We start from the raw sequence: 21,343 nt of genomic DNA on the forward strand, positions 1-21,343 counted from the left end.
TCATGACGACCGTGACCGAAGACGGCGAGCTCACCGTTCTGCGGGACGCGCTCGGCCTGCTCAAGGATCGCGAGCAAGTGGCCGTACGGCTCCTGGAGTCCTCCGCCAAGCACTCCTTCGACCCGGACCGGGAGATCGACTGGGACGCCCCCGTCGAGGACGGCAAGTGGTTCTGGCCGCCGGAGCTCGTCTCGCTCTACGACACCCCGCTGTGGAAGCGGATGTCCGAGGAGCAGCGCTTCGACCTCGCCCGGCACGAGGCGGCCTCGCTCGCCTCGCTCGGCATCTGGTTCGAGATCATCCTGATGCAGCTGCTCGTACGGCACATCTACGACAAGTCCGTGACCAGCGCGCACGTGCGGTACGCGCTCACCGAGATAGCCGACGAGTGCCGCCACTCGATGATGTTCGCCCGCATGATCCAGAAGGGCGACGCGCCCACCTACCCCGTGACGCGGCTCAACCACAACCTCGCCCGCGTCCTCAAGACCGTCTCGACCACGCCCGGTTCGTTCGCCTGCACGCTGCTCGGCGAGGAGATCCTCGACTGGATGCAGCGCCTCACGTTCCCGGACGAGCGCGTGCAGACCCTGGTGCGCGGCGTGACCCGCATCCACGTCGTGGAGGAGGCCCGGCACGTCCGCTACGCACGCGAGGAGCTGCGCCGCCAGATGGTGACCGCCCCGCGCTGGGAGCGCGAGCTGACCCGGATCAGCTCCGGCGAGGCCGCCCGCGTCTTCTCCATCGCCTTCGTCAACCCGCAGGTCTACACGGACGTGGGCCTCGACCGCCGCGAGGCCGTCGCCCAGGTCAAGGCGAGCGGCCACCGCCGCGAGGTCATGCAGAGCGGGGCGAAGCGCCTCACCGACTTCCTCGACGACATCGGGGTCCTGCGCGGGGTGGGCCGCAGGCTGTGGAAGTCGTCGGGCCTGCTCGCCTGAGCGCGCTGAGGGGCGCGGGGCCGCGTCGACGTGCGGCTCCGCCGTGGCCGGGCGCGCCCGGCCACGGCGAACCCGCAGGTGACGGAAGGCCCATTGGTAGGACAACCCGGTTACCCTGCGGGGCATGACCACGACCCGTGCGTACCGACGCCTCAGCGTCGAGGCGCGGCGGAGCCAGCTGCTCGACGCCGCCCTCTCGCTGTTCGCGCACCGCGCGCCCGAAGAGGTCTCGCTCGACGACGTGGCGGAGGCCGCGGGCGTCTCGCGCCCCCTCGTCTACCGCTACTTCCCCGGCGGCAAGCAGCAGTTGTACGAGGCCGCGCTGCGGTCGGCCGCCGACGACCTCGAACGGTGCTTCGCCGAGCCCCAGGACGGGCCGCTCACCCAGCGCCTGTCCCGGGCCGTCGACCGGTACCTGGCGTTCGTGGACGAGCACGACGCCGGGTTCAGCGCGCTGCTCCAGGGCGGCAGCGTCGTGGAGACCTCCCGCACGACCGCCATCGTGGACGAGGTGCGGCGCTCCGCCGTCACGCACATCCTCGCCCATATGGACCTCGCCGAACCGGCCGGGCCGCGGCTGCGCACCACCGTGCGGATGTGGGTCACCGCGGTGGAGGCGGCCTCCCTGATCTGGCTCGACGAGGACAAGCGGCCGCCGCTCGACGAGCTGCGGGAACTGCTCGTCGAGCAGTTCGTCGCCCAGGTCGCGGCCACCGCGGGGCGGGATCCGCAGACCGCCGACGTGGTGCGCCGCGCCCTGGCCCTGGAGAGCCCCGAGGGGCCGGTGGGCGAGCTGGTCCGGCGGATCCTGCCGGTGGTCGCGGAGGCCGCGCACCTGGTGTGACGGGCGCCCGGGGCGCGGGGTGACGGACACTGGGCCGGTGAAGAGTGAAGACACCCCCTTCGTGGGCGGCCCGCTGGACGGCCGCGTGCTCCCGGTCCTGCTCGGGCCGACCGGTCATCCGCCGAAGGTCTACCGGGTCCCGGTGCCCGACGGCGCGGGGGGCGAGCCCACGGTGCTCGTCTACCGCCGGGTGGCCGCCGAGTCCGCGAAGCGGTTCGGGCTGCACGCGGGCTGGCGGTACGAGTACGCGCCCGACGCGGACCCCCGCGGCGGCCGCCTGCGCGACCTGAAGTGGCCCTGGTCCAAGCCGGGCCCTCCGGCCGGGCGGGGGAGCGACTGAGCCCCGGTGCCCCCCATCGCGCCGCGCGCTCGTCCTCAATCGCCGGACGGGCTCGATCTCGCTGCGGCGCCGCCGTCGACCGCGTGCAACTGGACGCGCCGTGCGCCCCTGGTACGAGTGACCTCGTTGCGCCAACCGCCCACCGCCGGGAGGCGGACCCCGCCCGGCGGCCGGATGCTCGCGGTGCGCGCCGGAAGGCCCGTCGCGCACCGGAGGTGATGACGTGTCAGGAAGGCTGCTGCGCTGGGCCTGCGCGGGCTCCGCGCTCTCCGCACTGGTGACGACGCCCCTCCCCGTGCTGCCACCGGCCCACGCCGCCCCCCGGCCCGCACCCGCCCCGGGCGAGCGCTCCGTGGCCACCCTCCTCACGGACCTTCAGCGCCTGTACCGCAGGGCCGAGGAGTCCACCGAGACGTACAACGCCACCGACGAGAAGCTCAAGGAGCAGCGCCGCAAGGTCGCCGACCTCGACCGGCGCCTCGGTGCGGCCCGGACCGCCGCGCGCGACGGCCGCGGCGCGGCGGGCCGCCTGGCCCGCCAGCAGTACCAGAACAACAGCGTGGAGATCTCCTCCTACGTCCGGCTGCTGCTCGCCCGCAGCCCGCGGGGCGCCCTCGACCAGCGCCACGTGCTGCGCCGGGCCGCGGCCGACCGGGCCGCGGCCGTCGCCCGCCTCACCGACGGCGAGAAGCGGGCCGACGCCCTCGCCCGCGCCGCCCAGCGGGCCCTGACCGCGCAGGAGGCCCTCGCCCGGCGGCAGGAGCGGGCCCGCGACGGCGTACGGACGCGGCTGCGCGAGGTCGAGGAGCTGCTCGCCTCGCTCAGCGCCGAGGAGCTCGCCGCGGTGGGCCGGGCCGAGCGCACCGGCGCGGACGCCGCCCAGCGCGAGCTCGTCGCGTCCGGAGCGCTCGGCGCGCCCGGCGTTCTGCGGGCCCCTTCGGCCCGGGGGGAGCGGGCCGTGCGGTACGCCGTCGCACAGATCGGCAAGCCGTACGAGTGGGGTGCGGAGGGGCCCGCGACGTTCGACTGCTCCGGGCTCACGCAGCGGGCCTGGGGCGCGGGCGGGCGGGAGATCCCGCGGACCAGCCAGGAGCAGTGGGCGCGTCTGCCCCGGGTGCCGCTGCGGCAGTTGCGCCCCGGCGACCTGGTCGTCTACTTCCCCGAGGCCACGCACGTCGGGCTCTATCTGGGCGACGGGCTCGTGGTGCACGCGCCCCGGCCCGGGGCGAAGGTGAAGGTCTCCCCGCTCGCGGCCAACCCCCTCCTCGGCGCGGTACGCCCCGACCGGGGCGCGGAACCGGTGTCCGGCTACCGTCCACCGCGCTTGCCCGCCGGGGCCCGGGCGGGCGCGGATACGGGGCTGAGCGAGGACCTGCCCTGAGCGGCACGGCCCCTTAGGGGGCGCGGGGAACTGCGCGACCAGCCACAACGGGCCCGCAGGCAACAGACGACGCAAAGCCCTCAGCCAGAGAGCGCGGCCTCCATGACAGCCCGGGCAATGGGGGCGGCACTGCCCCCACCGCTGATGTCCGCGCGCGCAGCGGCCGCGTCCTCGACGACCACCGCCACCGCCACCGACGGCTCCCCGTCACCCGGCTTCTGCGCCCAGGAGATGAACCAGGCGTACGGCGTACCGGAGTTGCCGAGCCCGTGCTGCGCGGTGCCGGTCTTGCCGCCCACGGTCACCCCGGGGATCGCCGCGTTCGTGCCGGTGCCCTCCTCGACGACCTCCGTCATCAGCTCCCGCAGCCGCAGCGCCGTGCCGGGCCCCATGGCCTGGTGCAGCGTGCGCGTGGCCGTCGAGTCCACCGTGGTCCCGGACCCGGTGGTGGTCCGCTCCACGAGGTGCGGCGCCTTGACGAAGCCGCCGTTGGCCACGGCCGCCGCCACCATCGCCATCTGCAGGGGCGTGGCCCGGGTGTCGTACTGGCCGATGGCCGAGAGCGCGAGCTGCGCCCGGTCCATCGACGTGTCGAAGGTGCTGGCGGCCACCGACGACGGCACCTTGATCCCGGGGTCGTTGAAGCCGAACTTCCCCGCCGTCTCCACCAGGGCGTCGAGCCCCGTGTCGGCGCCCAGCTTGGCGAACACGGTGTTGCACGACCAGCGGAAGGCATAGCGCAGGCTCGCGTCGGTGCAGCCGGTGACCTCGTTCGACAGGCGCGTGGAGGTGCCGGGGAGCGTGTACGGGTCGGGGGACCTCGTCGGCGCGTCCAGGTCGGTGATCTCGCCCGAGTCGAGCGCGGCCGCCGCCGTGACCACCTTGAACGTCGAGCCGGGCGGATACGTCTGGCGCAGCGCGCGGTTCAGCATCGGCTTGTCGGGGTCGCCGTTGAGCCGGGCCCAGGAGTCCGTCACCGAGCGGCTCGTCCCGGAGAGCCGCTCGGGGTCGTACGACGGCGTCGACACCAGCGCGAGGATCCTGCCGGTGGCCGGTTCGAGCGCGGCCACGGCGCCCTTCTTGCCGTCGAGCCCGGCGTGGGCGGCCCGCTGCACCGCGGCCCTGACGGTGGTGACGACGTCGCCGCCGGGGCTGCGCGAGCGGGTGAGGTCGTGCCACAGCGGCAGCGGCGCGAGCATCGGGTCGGTGCCGGAGAGCACGGAGTCCTCGGCGTGCTCCAGGAACGTCGTGCCGTACACCTGCGAGGCGAAGCCCGTCACCGGCGCGTACAGCGGGCCGTTCGTGTACGTCCGCTCGTGGCGCAGCTGCTCGCCGGTGTCCTTGGAGCCGGTGACCGGACGGCCGTCCACCAGGATGTCGCCGCGGGGCTCGGCGAAGCGCTCGATGGCCCGGCGGCGGTTGGCGGGGTTGTCGTCGTACTTCTCGGCGTCGAAGACCTGCACGCGGGTGGCGTTCACGAGCAGCGCCACGAGCAGCAGCAGGCAGAACGCCGCGGCGTGGCGGATGTACCGGGTCACGGGGACGCCTCCTGCTGCGGCTGGGCCCCGGCGGACTCCGTGCCGGCCGGGGCGTGGGCGCGGGCCGAGTCGCTCAGCCGGATGAGCAGCGCCACGATGATCCAGTTGGTGACGACGGACGAGCCGCCCTGCGCGAGGAACGGCATCGCCATGCCGGTCAGCGGGATGAGCCCGGTCACGCCGCCCGCGATCACGAACACCTGGAGCGCCACGATCGAGGCGAGTCCGACGGCCAGGAGCCGCCCGAAGGGGTCGCGCAGCGCGAGCCCGGCGCGGTAGCCGCGCTCCACGAGCAGCGCGTAGAGCAGGAAGATCGCGGCGAGTCCGGCGAGGCCCAGCTCCTCGCCCGCCGTGGCGAGGATGAAGTCCGACTTCGCGGCGAAGCCGATGAGGATGGAGTGGCCGAGCCCGAGCCCGGTGCCGAGCAGCCCGCCCGCCGCGAACGCGAAGAGCGACTGGGCGAGTTGGTTCGGGCCCCGCCCCGCCTCGATGGAGGCGAAGGGGTGCAGCCAGTCCGCGACGCGGCTGTGCACGTGCGGTTCGAGCGAGCCGACCGCGTAGGCGCCCGCCGCCGCGAGCAGCAGGCCCACGGCGATCCAGCCGGTGCGGCCCGTGGCGACGTACAGCAGGACCACGAAGAGCCCGAAGAAGAGCAGCGAGGTCCCCAGGTCCCGCTCCAGGACCAGGACGCCGACGCTCAGCAGCCAGATCGCCACGACCGGGCCGAGCACGCGGCCGGTGGGCAGCTGCACGAACCTCCCCAGGGTGCGGCCCGTGGTGGCGAGGGCGGTGCGGTTGGCCGCGAGGTAGCTGGCGAAGAACACCGCGAACAGGATCTTCGCGAACTCGCCCGGCTGGATGGAGAATCCGCCGACCCGGATCCAGATGCGGGCGCCGTTCACGGCCGGGAAGAAGATCGGCACGATCATCAGCACGAGCGCCGCGACGACGGAGAGGTACGCGTAGCGTCGCAGCAGCCGGTGGTCGCGCAGCAGGACCACGACCGCGACGCACAGGCCGACGCCGATGGTGGACCAGACGAGCTGCGTCGGCGCGGCCCGGTCGCCGGGCGTCTCCAGGTCGAGCCGGTAGATGAGGACGAGCCCCAGGCCGTTGAGGAGCACGGCGATCGGCAGGAGCAGCGGGTCGGCGTACGGGGCGCGCAGGCGCACCGCCAGATGGGCGAGGAGCGCGAGCACGCCGAGCCCGGCGCCGTAGCCGGCGGCGCCGGGCGGGACGGAGCCGGTCCTGGCCAGGCCCACGTCGCAGTAGCCGTAGACCGAGAGCAGGACGGCGACGACGATCAGGGCGAGTTCGGTGCCCCGGCGCCGCGGCGGGACGCGGACCTCCATGCCCGGAACGTAGCAAGCTCCGGGCTTAATGTCCGGTTATGCCCCGCCTGGACTCCGGTGGCTCCGGTGGCGCCGGTGGCGCCGGTGGCTCCCGTGGCTCAGCACCAGCGCGGGGCGGGCCCGATGTTGGCGATGTAGTGCGCGGCGCCCCAGGCCCAGGTGCCGTCGGTGAGGAGGTACCAGCGGTCGTTGCCCTGGACGTGCTCGCCGCGCGTCTTGCAGAAGATGTGCACGATCTTGCCGTACGGCTCGTACCGCACGACCTTGCTGCCCCGCGTGGGCCGGTCGCGCAGGAGCAGTCCGGGCTTGGCGGTGACCTTGCCCTTGTAGCTGCGGGGGTGCTCGTTGCCCTCGGCGGCGAGGGCCGGGGCGGTGGCCAGCGTGGTGGCGGCGAGCGCGCCGCCGGCGACGGCTATGCCGACGCGGACGGCGAGGGAGCGGGGGCGCAGGGCCATGGGGGTCTCCTCGGGGGAGTGGGATGGACGGCCGTTGCACAGGCCGCGATTCACGCTAAAAGCGACACCCGGCCACCGCAAAAGGTCACGTACGGTCAGACGTTCCCGTCAGGCCCGGACTTCGTCCTGCTCGTCCCCCGGGAGCCGCTCGGCGCCCGGCAGCGTGAGCGTGGCGACCGCTCCCGTGCCTTGCTCCACATTGGTGAAGGCGAGGGTCGCCCCGACCACCCGCGCCTGGCCGAGCGCGATGGTCAGACCGAGGCCGTGGCCCTTGGTGGTGCCCTCGGTGCGGAAGCGCTGCGGGCCGTGTTCCACCAGGTAGCCGGGGAAGCCGGGGCCGTGGTCCCGCACGGTGATCACCGGCCCGTCCACGGTCAGGGACACCGGCGGCGCCCCGTGCTTGACGGCGTTCGCCACGAGGTTGCCGAGCACCCGCTCCAGGCGCCGCCCGTCGCTCTCCACCATGAGGTCGCGTACGACGGTCACCTCCACCTCGGCGCCCGAGGCGCGCACCACGCGCTCCGCCAGTGGAGCGAGCCGCACCGCGTCCAGGTCCACGCGTTCGTTGCGCGCGTCGAGCCGGGAGATCTCCAGAAGGTCCTCGGTGAGCGTGCGCAGGGCGGCCACCCGGTCCCTGACCAGCTCGGTCGGGCGGCCCGGCGGCAGCAGCTCGGCCGCCGCGTGCAGACCGGTCAGCGGGGTGCGCAGCTCGTGCGCCACGTCCGCGGTGAACCGCTGCTCGCTCAGGAGCTTGCCCTGGAGCGAGGAGGCCATGGTGTCCAGGGCCCCGGAGACCGTGGCCACCTCGTCCTGGTGGCGGCCGGGGTCGCGGGTGCGCGGGTCGTGCACGCGCGCGTCCAGGTCGCCCGCGCTGATGCGGCGCGCGACCCGGGCCGTCAGATGCAGGCGCCGCGTCACGCGCGTCACCGCGAACGCCCCGACCAGCAGGGTCGCGCCGATCGCGAGCACGGACGAGCCCAGGATCGCCCGGTCGAGGCCGTCGATGGTGCGGGCGCCCTGGGCGTAGTCGACCTCCACGGCGATCGCCCGGCCGCCGTCGGCGGGCCCCGCCGCCCACACCGTGGGCGTCCGGTCGTGGTCGCCGACCATCGTGCCGCGCTCCCCGCCCACGGCGAGGTCGCGCAGGCGGCCCGGCAGGCCCGGCGGGTCGATGCCCGCGCCCGGGCCGAGGCGGCCGCCCGCCTCGTACTGCTTGGTGGCGTCGTCGAGCCGGGACAGGGCGCGCTCGCGGGCCTGGCCCACGGTCTGGTTGGTCACCGCCACGTGCACGAGCACGCCGAGCAGGGCCGCGAGGGCGCAGCACATCACCGCGATGAAGACCGCGGCCTTCCACGTCAGGGTCGCCGTCCAGGCGGGCAGGCGCAGCGGGAGCCGGGGGCGGCGCGGCCCGTTGAGGCCGGTCATTCGCCCGCGTCCGGGTGCTCGCCGGAGCTCGGGCCGGGGGCCGGGGCCTCCTCGGCGGGGATCTCGGTCATCTCGGGCGCCGGGCTGCGCGCGCCCTTGGGCCGCGGCGCGTCGGAGGAGCGCAGGAACTCGTCGCGGGTCGGCAGCATCGCCCGCTGGTGCCGGTCCCAGGACCAGGCCGTGCGGTACTCGTAGCCGGGGATGTCGGAGGCCGCGCGGAGCACCAGGTCGCGCCCGGCGAGCTCGACGCCGAGCACCGCGTCGGAGGTGCCCATGATCTGCGTCAGATGGCCCTTGTCCATCGCGTAGACGCGGATGGCCAGCTGCTCCTCGGGCATGCGGATGCCGATGACCATGTCGTCCTTCCCGTCACCGGTGAAGTCGCGGTAGTACGCCTTGAGGACCGGGCACTCCCTGTCCTTCTTGCCGCAGTTCTTCAGGGCGTCCGCGGTCTCCTTGTAGAGCGCGGACGGGCCGCTGTAGTCGTCGGGGTGCGCGGCCGCCTGCGCCTTCACGATGGCGACGGGGCTCACCTCGTGGAGGTCGCCGCCGGGCACCCGCACGCCCTTGACCTCCTCGGTGTCCGCCGTGCCGTAGTCGCCGATCGGCGAGGACGCGGGCGGCAGGTCGGGCCAGAGCCGGGTGGGGCCGACGGCCGTGGGTGTCGCGCCCGAGCTGCGCAGGTCGCCCGGGTCGCCGCAGCCCGCGGCGAACGCGCCCGCCAGCAGCGCGACGGCGGCTGCGGCGAGCGCGCTGCGGCGGCTGCGGTTCAACGGCACTCCTGCGGGCCAGGGATGGGGGTGCGGCGCGCGGGGCCAGGGACCGGGGGCGCCCGGTCACCGCACGAGGTCGGCGTAGAGAATGATGTTGTCGGCGCGGTGGCCGTTCCTGATCGGGCCGCCGCACGTCAGCAGGCGCAGCTCCGGTCGGTCGGTCGTCCCGTACACCTTATGGGTTGGAAAGTCTTTCTTGTCGACCTGCTGGATCTCGCGCACCCGGAACCTCGCCGTACTGCCGTCCGCGCGCGGCACCATGATGGCGTCGCCGACCTTCACCCGGGCCACGTTCCGCATCAGCGCCGGGCCGTTCACGGTGTCGTAGTGCGCGACGAGCACGGCCGCGCCCTTCTGGCCGGGCGTGACACCGCCCGTCCACCAGCCAGGGACCTCCGCCTGCGCGACCGGCGGCACTTCGAGCTCGCCGTCCGCGCCGATGCCGAGGTCCAGCATCCGCGCGGCGTCGACACCGGCCGCCGGGATCCGCAGGCCGGTCGGCTTCGACTCCGGCAGGGGTGCCGGGGCCCGTGCGGCCTGCGTGGTCGCCGCGTTCTTCACGGTCACGTCGGGGGCGGCGGCACTCTGCCCGCCCTGGCCGCAGGCGATGAGCCCGACGCCGACGGCGGCGGTGAGGGCGGCGGCCGCGGCGATGCGTCCCGTGCGGCGGCGGGCGGGGGCGGCGTCTTCCTGGGGCTGCGTGGTCATGGGCGCTCCTGGTCTTGCGGGGGAGTCTTCGAGGAGGGGGCGGCCCGGGTCAGCCGTCGGTGCGGCCGCGGCGGAGCATCGCGAAGCCGAGGCCCGCGGCACCGGCGGCGGCCATGGCGCCGCCCGCCGCGAGGAACGCGGGATTCCCGGTGTCGCGCAGCCCGTCGGTGCCCGCGCGGACGCCGCCGCGCGGGGTGCCGGCCTTCTCGCTCTTCGCCGTCTTCTCGGTCCTGTACTTCTCCGGCTTCCCGGCCTCGCCGGTGCGCGGCGCGGTGGTGTGGGAGGCCGAGGGGGCGGGCGCGGCGGCGAACGCGCCGGTGGCGGGGACGAGGAGCGCGCCGCCCGCGAGCGCGGCGACGGCGGCGGTCCGGAGGGCGGCGGTGCGGCGGCGGGGATGGCTCACGGTGCGTTCCTTGCAGCTTGTGCGGCGGGGGCCAGGGGCCCGGCGGATGCGACGACGGCTACGACGACGGCTACGACGCTAGGCGGCCGCCGTTGCGACGGTTCGGCGAGTGTGTAACAGCGCGCCATAGCTGTGCGAGCAGTGCCGTTACGGGACGCGGGGAGCACGGCGCGCGGACCGGGCCCAGCGGGGCGAACCCCGGGCGAACGGGCATGAACTTCCGTGCGGCCCCGTCAGCTTCTTGCCGCGGGCGCGTCCGGGCTGTTCCCATGGTCGGTGGGGTGATGGGGATGAGCGGACTGCGTGTCGTTCCGGCGTTCCGGCACGGTCAGGAGCGGCTCTACGTGTGCCGGGCGGACGGCAGGAACGTGGCCTGGTACGACCGTGAGACCGCCCGTGTGAACCTGCTCAGCGCGGCCGAGGAGGAGGACGTCCTGCACGTCCTCGCCCCCTTCCTCACCGGGAACGTCGCGGTCGGGCCGCCGCCCGTGCCCACCCCCGCCGAGCTGGCCAGGCTCTCCCTCCACCCCGACGACGACCTCGCGCCGAACCGGCCCGGCGAGGCGCTGCGCGTCCAGCTCGAACGCGATCCGCCGTCGGCCCGCAAGCTGCGCTCCGACCCCCGCAGCCGGGCCCTCGCCGCCGAGGTCGCCGTCGGCGAGGCCCTGGACCGGCTCGACGCCGTGGGCTGGCACACGCTGCACTCCGTCGGCCTGCCCGGCGGCGCCCGCATCCACCACCTCCTGATCGGGCCCGGGGGGCTCTTCTGCGTCCACGCGGTGCCCGCGCGGCGGCAGCGGGTGCGCGTCGCCGACCCCCTGGTGGCGGTCGGCCGCGCCCGGCCCGCACCGCTCCTGCGGGAGCTGCGCGCCGACGCCGCGCGGGCCTCCTTCGCCCTCACCGCCGAGGTCCGGGCCGTCCTCGTGCCCGTCGGCGCGGTCTCCGTCGAGGTCACATCGGCACCGCGCGAGGTCCATGTGCTGGCCGAGCCGGACCTGTCGGGGCTCGCGCGGGCGGGGGGCGTGCTCAAGCCGGCGGATGTGGAGGCGCTGCACGCGCTGGCGCGCGACCGGCACGTCTGGCACCGGGTCTAGGGCCCGGGGCGGCGGGCGGGCCCACCCCGGGGGTGTCCCCACCCCCTCCCGCTCCGGGGGCGCTTCTCCCCCCCGGCTGCTGTGGGCAATCGTCCCGCAGGGCGGGACGGGTGGGCACAGCCCAGGTGCCGAGCAACCGTGCTGCTGGGGCCCCCGCCCAGGCCCCTGCCCGGGCACCGGGCAACCGTGAGTCCGGGGCCGGGGCAGGCCCGCCCGGGGGCAGCCCGGGCCCCGGCTCAGGCGCCGGGCAGCAGGCCCGCCCGGCCGGGCTCCCGCACCCCCGCGAACAGGTCACCCTCCCGCCGCAGCCGGGCAGCCATGTCCGGCGCCCGAAAGACGAGCAGCCCCGCGTCCCCGACGCCCCCGCAGCGCTCCACCTCCCCCCAGGCCAGGGGCGCCGACACCGTGGGCTCCCCCCGCGCCCGCACCGTGTACGCCGTCGCCGTCGTCTTCGCCGCCGCGTTCTGACTGAAGTCCACGAACACCTTCCCCGGCCGCAGGCTCCGCGTCATCCGGTGCACCACGAGCGCGGGCAGCGCCCGCTCCGCCGCCACCGCGAGCTCCTTCGCGTACGCCGAGACCCGCGCGGACGCGACCGGCACCAGCGGCACGACCACGTGCAGCCCCTTGCTCCCCGACGTCTTCACGTACACCGAGAACCCGTCGGCGACCAGCCGCTCCCGCAGCCACAGCGCCACCCGGCACGCCTCCACCACGGTCGCGGGCGGCCCGGGGTCGAGGTCGAGCACGAGCCGGTCAGCGAGCCCCGGCGCGTGCGCCCGCCACTGCGGTGTGTGGAACTCCGTCACCAGGTTCGCCGCCCACATCAGCGTCGGCAGGTCCTGTACGAGGATCTGCCGCGCGGGCCCCTCGGACCGCGGCACCTCGGCCGTCCGCACCCAGGCGGGCGTACCGGGCAGCACGTTCTTGGTGAAGAAGAGCTGCCCCTCGGGCCCGTCCGGGAAGCGGAGGAACGACACCGGCCGGTCGCGCAGCTCGGGGAGCAGCACGTCCGCGGCGGTCGCGTAGTAGTGCAGGACCTCACCCTTCGTGAAGCCGCTCGCCGGGTACAGCACCTTGTCGAGGTTGCTGAGCGCCAGCCGTCGCCCCTCCACCTCCGTGATGGGCGTCATACGATGAGAATCCCACGAATCGCGGCAAAACGTGGCGAAAGGTGCACCGCATGCGCTCCATATGGAACGGCGCCATCTCCTTCGGCCTGGTCAGCATCCCGATCAAGCTGGTGAACGCCACGGAGAGCCACTCGATCTCCTTCCGCCAGATCCACACGGAGGACGGCGGCCGCATCCGCTACCGCAAGGTCTGCGAGCTGGAGGACCGCGAGGTCCCGACCGCCGAGATCGGCAAGGGGTACGAGGACGCCGACGGCTCGGTCATCCCGATCACCGAGGACGACCTCGCCTCGCTGCCGATCCCGACCGCGAAGACCATCGAGATCGTCTCGTTCGTTCCGGCGGACCGCATCGACCCGCTCCAGATGGACACGGCGTACTACCTGTCGGCCAACGGAGTGCCCGCCGCCAAGCCCTACACCCTGCTGCGCGAGGCGCTCAAGCGCAGCGACCGCGTGGCCATCGCCAAGTTCGCGCTGCGCGGCCGCGAACGGCTCGGCATGCTGCGCGTCGTGGACGACGTGATCGCCATGCACGGCCTGCTGTGGCCGGACGAGATCCGCGCCACCGACAGCGTCGCCCCGGACGCGAGCGTCACCGTCCGCGACGCCGAACTCGACCTCGCGGACGCCCTCATGGACACCCTCGGCGAGGTCGACCTCGACTCGCTCCACGACGACTACCGCACCGCCGTGGAGGAGATGATCGCCGCCAAGGTCGAGGGCGGTACGACCACCGCCCCCGAGCCCGCCGCCGAGCCGGGCGGCGGCAAGGTCATCGACCTGATGGCCGCCCTGGAGAACAGCGTCCGCGCCGCCCGCACGGCCCGCGGCGAAGCGGAGGGCGGCAAGGAGGCCGAGGTCACGGAGCTGCCGACGCGCCGCTCCGCGCGTACGACCCCCAAGCAGGTGGGCGGCAAGAAGTCGACGACCGCGAGGAAGACCACGGCGGCGGCCCCGAAGAAGTCCACGGCGAAGACCGCCACGAAAAAGACGGCGACCACCAGGTCCACGGCGACGAAGTCCACGGCGACGAAGTCCACGGCCAAATCCACCGCCACCACCGCGAAGAAGGCGCCGACGAAGAAGAAGACGGCCACGGCCAAGAAGACACCGGCCAAGCGCCGGGCTTCATAGTCCACCGAGGGTCGCAGGACCTATTCGCACACGGTCACAGCGAAGAGCCCCACCTCCTCCCGCCGGCTCCGTACGGTCTCGAACCCCGCCTCCCGGGCCCAGCCCTCCGTGAGGGCCGCGTTGCGGCACTTCATGATCCACAACCGCCCCTCCCGGTTGGGCAGCACGTTCGCGATGAAGTCCAGCTGGGGGTGGCGGGTCTGGGTGGTGCAGACGAGGACGCCGCCCGGGGCGAGCAGTCCGCGCAGGCGCTTGAGGGACGTACGGACGGTGTCGTCCTCAAGGAGCAGCTCGTACAGGCCCGAGACCACGATGACGTCCGGCGCCCCGGCCCGCGGCGGCTCGGGGTCGAACGCGTCCCCGCTCTCGTACGAGACGTTCGTGAGTCCCCGTGCCCGCGCGAGCGACGCGCCCTGGCGCAGCCCGGCCTCCGCGAGGTCGCGGCAGACCACCCGCACCCGCTCGGGCCCGTAGGCCGCGGCCAGGTCGTGCAGGTAGCGGCCGGGCCCCGCGGCCACGTCGAGGACGCGGACCGGGCGGCCGGGGCGCCGCTCGACCTGTTCGCGCAGCACGCGCTGGAGGAGGTCCCGGCGGGCGCGGATGGCGCGCCAGCCGACGGCGTCGAGGTAGACGCGGTCGACGAGACGGCCGACGCCGAGCGCGCCGCGCGCCCGGTTCACGTACACGTAGTCGAGCATCGTGCCGCTGTCGAAGCCGTGCCGGTAGCCGATACGGATGCCCGCGGAGCTCCGCCCGACCGTGCGCAATAGGCCCCGGAGCACCGCCCACTTGAGGTTCCGCAGAGGTTTCGTCATGCCCGCAAGCGTCCCGGCCGCACCGCGCGCGGGACATCCGTACGCCTACTCGGACGGCCCTGAGTAGGCCGCGGGGCGCGGCGGAAGGGGGGCGGGCAACGACTGCGGCTCACGGCAGAGTTGCTACCTTGATCCACGATTTTGATCCACGATTCAATTGATGCGACCGGCAACGATGTGAGGATGTGCCGCAGCATCGATCGACATCGATCGATCGGCAAGCGATCGACAGGCCCACGCACCGCAGGAGGTCCCCCGTGACCGGTTCCGACCCCAGACTCGACTCGTCCGCCGAGATACGCGCGCGGATCGACACGAGCAAGCCCCACTCGGCACGCTTCTGGAACTACTTCGTGGGCGGCAAGGACAACTACGAGAAGGACCGGGAGCTCGGCGACCAGATCAAGGAGATCTTCCCCGGCCTCGTCGACGTGGCCCGCACCAGCCGCCTCTTCCTCGGCCGGGCGGTCCGCCACCTGGCGGGGGAGCAGGGCGTCCGCCAGTTCCTCGACATCGGCACGGGCCTTCCGACCGCCGACAACACCCACGAGGTCGCCCAGCGCGTCGCCCCCGACTCCCGCATCGTGTACGTGGACAACGACCCGCTGGTCCTCGCCCACGCCCGGGCCCTGCTCACCAGCACGCCCGAGGGCGAGACGGCGTACATCGACGCGAACATGTACGAGCCGGAGGCGATCCTCACCGAGGCCGCCAAGACCCTGGACCTCTCCCAGCCGGTCGCCCTGATGATCCTGAACACCCTGGGTCACGTCGCCGACTACGAGCAGGCCCGCGACCTGGTCAGTCGCGTGATGGCCGGCCTCCCCTCCGGCAGCTACCTGGTGATCAGCGACTCCACCGCCACCAGCGAGGGCATGATCGCGGCGTCGAACGCCTACAACGAGAGCGGCGCGATCCCCTACTACGTCCGCAGCGTCGAGGAGATCACCGGCTTCTTCGACGGCCTCACCCTGGTCGACCCCGGCGTCGCCCAGGTCACCCGCTGGCGCCCCGAGCCCACCACCGACACCACCACGGAGGTCGACGCCTACGCCGGCGTCGCCCGCAAGCCCTGACCTGCGAAGCGGCGCCCGCCCCGGCCCCCCGGGCGCCGCCCGCAAACCCATTCCTGAGGACCACCGAAGAGCTGGTAGGGTTCTACCCGTCGCCGCGAACACCGCGACCGACACGCCCCCGTAGCTCAGGGGATAGAGCAACGGCCTCCGGAGCCGTGTGCGCAGGTTCGAATCCTGCCGGGGGCACTCGCCGAGGATCAGCAGAAGTCGCACGCTGACCAGGGCGGATGCCGACAGAAGAGGGCGGGAGTCAGTCTCACTGACTCCCGCCCTCTCTCGTTGTCTCTCAGCGTTCGCGACACACCTGCGACACACGTTCGCGCCGTTGGCTTGTTCGGTCAAAGTTGCGTGCTGCCCTTGTCGGAGCTGGCATCCTCGGGCCATGCTTCGACGGATCCACTCTCGACTCGTGATGAGGCGGCGAGCAAAGGCAAACGCGGCGATACGCAAGCTACAGGTTGATGCCGAGTATCTGGGAATAGGGGAAATTCCGGGACCTGTTCGAGTGGCATTGCGTACCTATCATGAGACCCACTGGCAGATGTGGGTAATATTTGTTCCACTCGGATTTTGCGTACTGAAGTTTCTGGGATCTCTTAGTCGAAATCTGATAGATGCCTATGCCCCGGCTTGGGTCGAGGAGGATATTTACGGCGAGTCGGGTGGGGCTTCGATGGCCACTACTGCTGGCTGGCTCTCTTTCGGGCATAGTGTGATCTTCATTCTCCTGGGCTTCCTCATGACTCGTCGTTTGGCTGTAGGGGTGGCGCATGTTTTTGGAGTTCGTAGCCTTGCCTTCGAGAGAGTTCAGCGATGGGCGGATCTGATTGGTGAGTGCGCTGAGACTGTTCGTGCTCCTCACATGAGGCCAGACCTGCAAGCTGTATCTCTGAGGCTTGCGGTGCTCAGGGTTAAGGGTGCTAGGTCGATGCGAGGCACCGTGCCAGCTTTCTCGCCACGACGACCCACGCTGCGGAGGCATGCGAACCAAGTGGTGGCAGCCGTGCGTGCGGCTCACGCCGAATTCGACGTTGACAGAAAGGCGGCTGCTCGAAAGCTTGCTGGGCTGATGCTGAAAATAAGTGACCGCTATTCTCAAGGTTACGTCGGAGCTCTCTTGGATAGCGAGCAATTGGCGGCCCCTGGTCGGCGCCACGAATCCATTCACTTGGCATTCATGGCCGGAGTGATGGCTGTGGCAGGCTTGGCTGTTCAGATTCTGCACGTGCCAGCGCCGCTCGCGTTTGGCGTGGTATTCCTTTATGGGGCGTGGATCTATCGAAGTGCAGCCAGTGCCGGGTTGGCGGTGCTGGCTGCACTAATTCCAGCGTTCCTTCCGGGGAAGTGACGTCGATTTAAGGCGCGGCTTCCTCGTCCTCCATCAACCTTTCGATCTTCATGTTGGCTGCTTCTTCGTGTCCGTCGATACATCCGTGGTAGCGGCGGTGGATCACCTCCGGAGAGTTGCCAACTCTGCGGGCCACCTCTGCGATGGGTACCCCGGCGTTCAGCCATCGAGTGATGCATGCATGTCGCAGGTCGTACGGGCGCCCGGCCAACGGCGAGGCAACGCGTCCCGACGGTAGGGCGTACTCCCGCGCTTCCTCCCACACCCGCCAGTAGGTGGATGACCCGACCACTCCGCCGCGCTCGTTGCCGAACACGCGCCCTTCCTTGGCGGTCCCGAACTCCTTCAGATGGGTCCGCAGGATGGCGACCAGTACGGGTGGGATGGGGACCGGCCGGTCGGTGGACGCTTCCCGCGCTTTCAGTCCCCGGCGGTCGTGCCGTTCCCCGGAGTCTGTCCACTGCTTCCCGGAGACGGGACGCGTCTCCCGCAGCGTCAGAGTGCCCCACTCGGGCTGGGGCTGCCGGAAGCCCTTGACGAGGCTCACGACGTACGGGGGCGGCTCGGGAAGGTGGCAGTCCGACAGCCGGAGCCCGACCGCTTCGGCGGGCCGGAGCCCGGCGTAGTACAGGACCGCGTAGAAGGCGACCAGGCGCCGCCCACGGCAGCGATCCCACGAGCCGACGTAGGAGACGGCGGTGAGCAGCTGTCGGGCCTGTACGGCGTTCACCAGGACGCGTGGGTCCACCACATCGTTGGAGCCGACGCGCTTGCGGCGGGTGCGCTGGAGTGGGTTCTCCGGGAGCTCTCCTGTGGCCACGGCGTGTTCGAGCGCGGCGTTCAAGGCTCGGCGGCGCCGTTTGTACGTGTCGCCTGCTGCTGGGGTGCCGTCGAGCTTGTAGCTGACGCGGTACATCACGCCGTCGAGGACCTCAGCGTCGGCCATGTCGGCCAGCGGCCGGTCGGTCTTCGTGACCCAGTCGTACGCGGCCTTGAGTTCGGCCGGCGGATCCTGCCTGGCGTTCGCGGGCACGATCCCCCACCGGAAGGCCAGCCGCAGGGACTCATCCGCGGGAGTGCCATCTCCGTGCCTGACCATGGCGAGCGTCACGGCCGCGAGGCCGTCGGCCATGCCCTCGCGGGTCTTGGCCGCGCTCGTGCGCCACCGCCCGGCCACGTACTTCCGGCAGAACTCGAACCATCGCACCGGCGGTTCGGCATCAGCGGCTTCGGCTGCTTCAGCCGCGGCGCGTACTTCGGACTCTGGCAGGCCCGATTCGATCTCGAACGCTTCACCGCGCCGGTTCATGGCGTGCCACAGTTCGTTCCGGCGGCTTTCGGCGAGCGGGTACGTGGTGAACGTGTCGCCGCACACCTGGCCTGCCACCACCCAACGAAGACGCCAGGGGCGGGACTTACGGCCGGTCTTGGAGATCTTCCACAGCTTGACGTCGAATGTGTAGCCCGGCCGGGCCGACCCGCGAGGCCTCCGGGGCGGGGCGTCGTTCTCGTCGCTCACGCGGCGTCCTCCCGCTCCGCGAGCCAGCGCTCGTACTCCGACCGCCGTATCCGGACGTCGCCGTTCGGCAGCTTGATCGAGCGAGGAGCCTTACCGAGCTGGCGCCACCGGTAGAACGTCGACGCGGCGACCCGCAGGTCTTCGATGACCTCCTGGACGGTCAGCTTCTCGTCCCGTGTGCGGGCGCTCATGTCGCCGTCCCTTCGGTGTCGTCCGCACCGGACACCCCGGACAGCTCCAATTGCGACTGTCCGGGCTTTCCATGCTGGTCAGGAGGGGTGGCCGGACTGCCGGACAGTGCGGACACGTCTTGGGCGTCCTGAGTGCGGGCCTCGGTGTCCGGGTAGTAGCGGCCGCCGGCGTCCTTGCTGAGCTGCCCGGCGTCGGCCATGCGGTTGCACGTACGGCGGATCGTGTCGATGTCGACCTGCGGCAGCTCGCCCGCCATGTCCTTGGGTTTGGCGCCGGGATGCGCGCGGACGTACCGCAGGATCGTGGCGCGGGTGTCGCTGACGGTGTGGTCGGAAGCCGGGCCTTCCAGCAGACGCCAGGCTCCGGAGGCGGGTTCGAAGCTGAGCGCGTACTCGGCTTCGTCCACGTCGCGGCCGGTGACGTGCAGGATGCCGTCGGCCTGCCCACGGGCTCGCTTGAGTACGAGCGTGGCGTCGGCGGCGCCCGCGATGCCGTTGGTGCCGGAGACCTCGGTGAGGAAGTCCTCGGAGCCTGCCTTGCGGACGTGGTGCACGAGGACGACGGCCACGCCGTAGTGGTCGGCGAGGCGCTTGGCGTAGCCGACGGCGACGTAGTCCGCGTCGTACGCCGAGACCCCTGCCGGGGATGGTCCGCGCATCTTGGCGAACACGTCGACGACGACCATGCGAGCTTCCGGGTTCCGCTCCAGCCACTGGGCGATGGCCTCGCTCCCGCCCTGAGGGAAGGACGGACACTCGGTGACCAAGGTCAGGCCACCGGGCGCGGGCCGCCCTTCGAGGAGCTTGCCCATACGCGTCTGAAGACGGCGCGGGGTGTCTTCAAGGGCGAGGTAGAGCACCGGGCCGCCCTGGACGGTCACGGAACCGAACGCCTTGCCTCCGGCGGCGACGGACAGCCCGAGCCCGAGAGAGAGCCAGGACTTGCCGACCTTGGGCGGCCCGGCGAGCACGCTGACACCTTCGGCGAGAATGCCGGGCACAGCCCACTTCGGCTCAGGGAAGCGCGTGGCCATGAGCTGATCAGCTGTCCAAGCGGTCCGAGGACGCTCCCGCTTCGGTGGTGAGGTGGGGGTGGTTTCTCGGTCACCGGGGACGGAGTACAGGTGCAGGGGCGGGATGGGGCTTGTGCTCATGCCGCGACCGTCCGGGGGCGCCGGGCTCCGGCCCGCAGACCGGAGGCAATGGTGCGCCGTGCCTCGCGCTCACCCTGGCCAACCTGAAGCGCGGCCGTGAGGAGCCAGCCGGTGACGTCGCCCTCGCTCAGCTCGCCTCCCGCGACGAGCTGGCCGAGGGCGACGGCGGCGATGTAGAGGCTGTTGTTGTGCTCGTGCGGGCCGGAGCCGGTGACCCGCTCCACCTCACCGTTGACCGCGGACCGGAGGAAGGCGGTGCGACGTCCCCGGCCGGTGAGGGCGACCGTGATGGGCGTCTGTGGGGGAAGGGGAGCCGGGCGCAGGAGTTCGGCGAGCCAGCCCGGCAGGGGCGCCGCGGGGGAGTCGCGGATGACCTCGTACGGGCGTCCGGCGACGACGCTGCCCGCACCGACCACGAGACCGCCCCATGCGCGAGTGTCGACCTTCCAGCCCAGCCCTCGCGCGCTGTCACCGGCGGTGTTGCGCAGGAGTTCGCCCTCTGGCGCGGTGAAGTACAGATGGGTGCCGCCGCTCCACGTGCGCACGGTGTAGGTGTCGGAGGGGAAGGGCTGGCCGTGACGCTCGCAGAGCACGGCGAGTACGTCGGCGCCGTCGGTGACGTCGTGCTCGGCCCAAGAGGCCGGCGGGGTGTCGCTGGGATGCTTGGGCTTGTCCAGGTCGATGACGACCAGGCCGGAAGGCCCGGTGGCGATGCCGACGTTGAAGGCGGCGGACCATGCGCGGGTGATTCGGTCCGGGGCGGAGGTGGCGCGAGCTTCCCAGTTGGAGACAGCGGGGCGCTTGTCGCCGGTGGTGAGAGGGAAGACTCGCCAGTCACGCGACGCGGCGTCCAGCGCGGCGGCGAACTGGGCAGAGCCGACCGGGTGCGGCATCCTGGGGTTCTCCTGTTCTGTCTACGGATGGGCAGGGAGAACCGCGGCGGCGGGCGACCTTGCTGGGGAGTCCCGCCGCCGCGGCGCATCTAGGCGTCGGGGTGGTCTGCGCAGTTGCACTGGTAGGTCAGCCACTGGCAGTTGGGGCAGCGTCCTGCGGCGATGAGTTCTGCACGGCGGGCAGGAACGTCTTGCGTGCCCGTGCTGCCGGATGGCTGGAGGCGAGGGGCGGACTTGTCCCCGATGGCGGGCAGGGGGTACCAGGTGGCGAGCTGGTACATCTCCAGCACCTCGATCAGCAACTCGTCCGTCTCGCCCATGGGGTCGTCGGGATCGGTGACGAGCACGCGGGGTGGGCAGGTGAGGCGGGCGTGGACGCACAGGCGGTGGGCGGGGGCGTCGTCGGGGTCGGTGTCCGCGCGTAGGGTCCAGGTCTGGCGTTCTTGGGCCAGTACGAGCGGGTCTCCGCGCAGCGCGCCGCGGTGGACGAGCCGTAAGGCAACCGTGCCGGGCAGGTGATCCAGTTGGGACAGCTCCTGCGCGCGGGCGTGCAGGAACGCGCGGGCTTGGTCGGGGCCCAGGATCAGGTCAAGCGGGGTGGTGAGCGAGGCCATCAGTTGTCCTCCTTGGCGGTGTCGGTGCGGAGCACGACGAATGCGTCGTGCACGGCGGTGTAGTGGATGTGCACCGGGCAGCTGGTGCGGGAGCGTTCCTCGGCGGCAGCACGCGCCGCCTTCAGCGAGGCTCGTGGGTCACCGGCCGGGAAACGCCGGAGTGGTACGGGGTGGTGGCCGGTGCAGGTAGAGCAGGCCATCTCTCCTCCC

At 72.4% G+C, this 21,343-nt stretch carries 23 protein-coding genes and 1 tRNA gene; 9 read left to right on the top strand and 15 right to left on the bottom strand.

The annotated features are described in order from the left end of the window. Positions 1–2: 2 nt before the first annotated feature. The 4 genes from C9F11_RS27520 to C9F11_RS27535 all read left to right on the top strand — a co-directional run bounded on the left by C9F11_RS27520 (position 3) and on the right by C9F11_RS27535 (position 3,506). A complete protein-coding gene (locus C9F11_RS27520) occupies positions 3–941 on the top strand; it encodes a diiron oxygenase (protein WP_138961775.1) in 939 nt (312 codons plus the stop codon). Between the two features lie 124 nt (positions 942–1,065). Further along, positions 1,066–1,785: a TetR/AcrR family transcriptional regulator gene (locus C9F11_RS27525; RefSeq protein ID WP_138961776.1), complete on the top strand. Its 720-nt coding sequence runs from the start codon at positions 1,066–1,068 to the stop codon at positions 1,783–1,785. 37 nt (positions 1,786–1,822) lie between these two features. Continuing rightward, positions 1,823–2,125, top strand: coding sequence for a hypothetical protein (locus C9F11_RS27530; RefSeq protein ID WP_138961777.1), 303 nt, complete (start codon positions 1,823–1,825; stop codon positions 2,123–2,125). 295 nt (positions 2,126–2,420) lie between these two features. After that, the gene (locus C9F11_RS27535) at positions 2,421–3,506 is read left to right on the top strand and encodes a C40 family peptidase (protein WP_249402231.1); all 1,086 of its coding nucleotides are present in this window, start codon (positions 2,421–2,423) and stop codon (positions 3,504–3,506) included. A gap of 80 nt (positions 3,507–3,586) precedes the next feature. Here C9F11_RS27535 and C9F11_RS27540 read toward each other — a convergent pair whose 3' ends face one another. The 7 genes from C9F11_RS27540 to C9F11_RS27570 form a co-directional block, all read right to left on the bottom strand. Beyond that, positions 3,587–5,044, bottom strand: a complete 1,458-nt coding sequence (locus tag C9F11_RS27540; RefSeq protein ID WP_138961778.1) for a penicillin-binding transpeptidase domain-containing protein — start codon at positions 5,042–5,044, stop codon at positions 3,587–3,589. Further along, the gene (locus C9F11_RS27545) at positions 5,041–6,396 is read right to left on the bottom strand and encodes an FtsW/RodA/SpoVE family cell cycle protein (RefSeq protein ID WP_138961779.1); all 1,356 of its coding nucleotides are present in this window, start codon (positions 6,394–6,396) and stop codon (positions 5,041–5,043) included. Before C9F11_RS27545 ends, C9F11_RS27540 begins: the two co-directional genes overlap by 4 nt. Positions 6,397–6,494: 98 nt before the next feature. After that, positions 6,495–6,851 (bottom strand): SH3 domain-containing protein, encoded by a 357-nt coding sequence (locus C9F11_RS27550; protein ID WP_138961780.1) that lies wholly within the window; start codon positions 6,849–6,851, stop codon positions 6,495–6,497. Between the two features lie 108 nt (positions 6,852–6,959). Beyond that, positions 6,960–8,276, bottom strand: coding sequence for an ATP-binding protein (locus C9F11_RS27555; RefSeq protein WP_171075855.1), 1,317 nt, complete (start codon positions 8,274–8,276; stop codon positions 6,960–6,962). Next, complete coding sequence (locus C9F11_RS27560; RefSeq protein WP_249401908.1) at positions 8,273–9,055, bottom strand: hypothetical protein; 783 nt, start codon at positions 9,053–9,055, stop codon at positions 8,273–8,275. The genes C9F11_RS27555 and C9F11_RS27560 overlap by 4 nt, the downstream gene beginning before the upstream one ends. Before the next feature lie 57 nt (positions 9,056–9,112). Continuing rightward, complete coding sequence (locus C9F11_RS27565) at positions 9,113–9,757, bottom strand: class F sortase (protein WP_138961781.1); 645 nt, start codon at positions 9,755–9,757, stop codon at positions 9,113–9,115. A gap of 49 nt (positions 9,758–9,806) precedes the next feature. Further along, positions 9,807–10,160 carry a hypothetical protein gene (locus C9F11_RS27570; protein ID WP_138961782.1) on the bottom strand — a complete coding sequence of 118 codons (354 nt, stop codon included), beginning with the start codon at positions 10,158–10,160 and terminating at the stop codon, positions 9,807–9,809. A gap of 290 nt (positions 10,161–10,450) precedes the next feature. On the opposite strand from C9F11_RS27570, the gene C9F11_RS27575 reads away from it, so the two are divergent. After that, entirely contained in the window at positions 10,451–11,254 is an 804-nt protein-coding gene (locus C9F11_RS27575) for a nuclease-related domain-containing protein (protein WP_138961783.1), read from the top strand. 236 nt (positions 11,255–11,490) lie between these two features. Here the strand turns inward: C9F11_RS27575 and ligD are convergent, their stop codons facing one another. Further along, complete coding sequence (gene ligD / locus C9F11_RS27580) at positions 11,491–12,387, bottom strand: non-homologous end-joining DNA ligase (RefSeq protein ID WP_138961784.1); 897 nt, start codon at positions 12,385–12,387, stop codon at positions 11,491–11,493. A 50-nt stretch (positions 12,388–12,437) separates the two neighbouring features. Between ligD and C9F11_RS27585 the strand changes: the two genes are divergently transcribed. After that, positions 12,438–13,523 carry a Ku protein gene (locus C9F11_RS27585; RefSeq protein ID WP_171075856.1) on the top strand — a complete coding sequence of 362 codons (1,086 nt, stop codon included), beginning with the start codon at positions 12,438–12,440 and terminating at the stop codon, positions 13,521–13,523. A 20-nt stretch (positions 13,524–13,543) separates the two neighbouring features. On the opposite strand, the gene C9F11_RS27590 is transcribed toward C9F11_RS27585, so the two are convergent. Then, complete coding sequence (locus C9F11_RS27590; protein WP_138961786.1) at positions 13,544–14,338, bottom strand: class I SAM-dependent methyltransferase family protein; 795 nt, start codon at positions 14,336–14,338, stop codon at positions 13,544–13,546. A 257-nt stretch (positions 14,339–14,595) separates the two neighbouring features. On the opposite strand from C9F11_RS27590, the gene C9F11_RS27595 reads away from it, so the two are divergent. The 3 genes from C9F11_RS27595 to C9F11_RS27605 all read left to right on the top strand — a co-directional run bounded on the left by C9F11_RS27595 (position 14,596) and on the right by C9F11_RS27605 (position 16,762). Beyond that, complete coding sequence (locus C9F11_RS27595; RefSeq protein WP_138961787.1) at positions 14,596–15,414, top strand: SAM-dependent methyltransferase; 819 nt, start codon at positions 14,596–14,598, stop codon at positions 15,412–15,414. Between the two features lie 114 nt (positions 15,415–15,528). Next, a tRNA-Arg gene (locus C9F11_RS27600) sits at positions 15,529–15,600 on the top strand. 817 nt (positions 15,601–16,417) lie between these two features. Continuing rightward, positions 16,418–16,762: a hypothetical protein gene (locus C9F11_RS27605; RefSeq protein WP_138961788.1), complete on the top strand. Its 345-nt coding sequence runs from the start codon at positions 16,418–16,420 to the stop codon at positions 16,760–16,762. A 7-nt stretch (positions 16,763–16,769) separates the two neighbouring features. On the opposite strand, the gene C9F11_RS27610 is transcribed toward C9F11_RS27605, so the two are convergent. The 6 genes from C9F11_RS27610 to C9F11_RS27635 all read right to left on the bottom strand — a co-directional run bounded on the left by C9F11_RS27610 (position 16,770) and on the right by C9F11_RS27635 (position 21,333). Next, positions 16,770–18,281 (bottom strand): tyrosine-type recombinase/integrase, encoded by a 1,512-nt coding sequence (locus C9F11_RS27610; RefSeq protein WP_171075857.1) that lies wholly within the window; start codon positions 18,279–18,281, stop codon positions 16,770–16,772. Beyond that, positions 18,278–18,472: a helix-turn-helix domain-containing protein gene (locus C9F11_RS27615; protein ID WP_138961789.1), complete on the bottom strand. Its 195-nt coding sequence runs from the start codon at positions 18,470–18,472 to the stop codon at positions 18,278–18,280. The genes C9F11_RS27610 and C9F11_RS27615 overlap by 4 nt, the downstream gene beginning before the upstream one ends. Next, positions 18,469–19,626, bottom strand: a complete 1,158-nt coding sequence (locus C9F11_RS27620) for an AAA family ATPase (protein WP_138961790.1) — start codon at positions 19,624–19,626, stop codon at positions 18,469–18,471. Before C9F11_RS27620 ends, C9F11_RS27615 begins: the two co-directional genes overlap by 4 nt. Continuing rightward, positions 19,623–20,519: a bifunctional DNA primase/polymerase gene (locus tag C9F11_RS27625; RefSeq protein WP_138961791.1), complete on the bottom strand. Its 897-nt coding sequence runs from the start codon at positions 20,517–20,519 to the stop codon at positions 19,623–19,625. Before C9F11_RS27625 ends, C9F11_RS27620 begins: the two co-directional genes overlap by 4 nt. Positions 20,520–20,608: 89 nt before the next feature. Beyond that, on the bottom strand, positions 20,609–21,133 hold the full coding sequence (locus tag C9F11_RS27630) for a hypothetical protein (RefSeq protein WP_138961792.1): 525 nt from the start codon (positions 21,131–21,133) through the stop codon (positions 20,609–20,611). Next, positions 21,133–21,333 carry a hypothetical protein gene (locus C9F11_RS27635; protein WP_138961793.1) on the bottom strand — a complete coding sequence of 67 codons (201 nt, stop codon included), beginning with the start codon at positions 21,331–21,333 and terminating at the stop codon, positions 21,133–21,135. The genes C9F11_RS27630 and C9F11_RS27635 overlap by 1 nt, the downstream gene beginning before the upstream one ends. Positions 21,334–21,343: the final 10 nt, after the last annotated feature.

It is taken from the genome of Streptomyces sp. YIM 121038, from assembly GCF_006088715.1.
Taxonomy (GTDB): Bacteria; Actinomycetota; Actinomycetes; order Streptomycetales; family Streptomycetaceae; genus Streptomyces.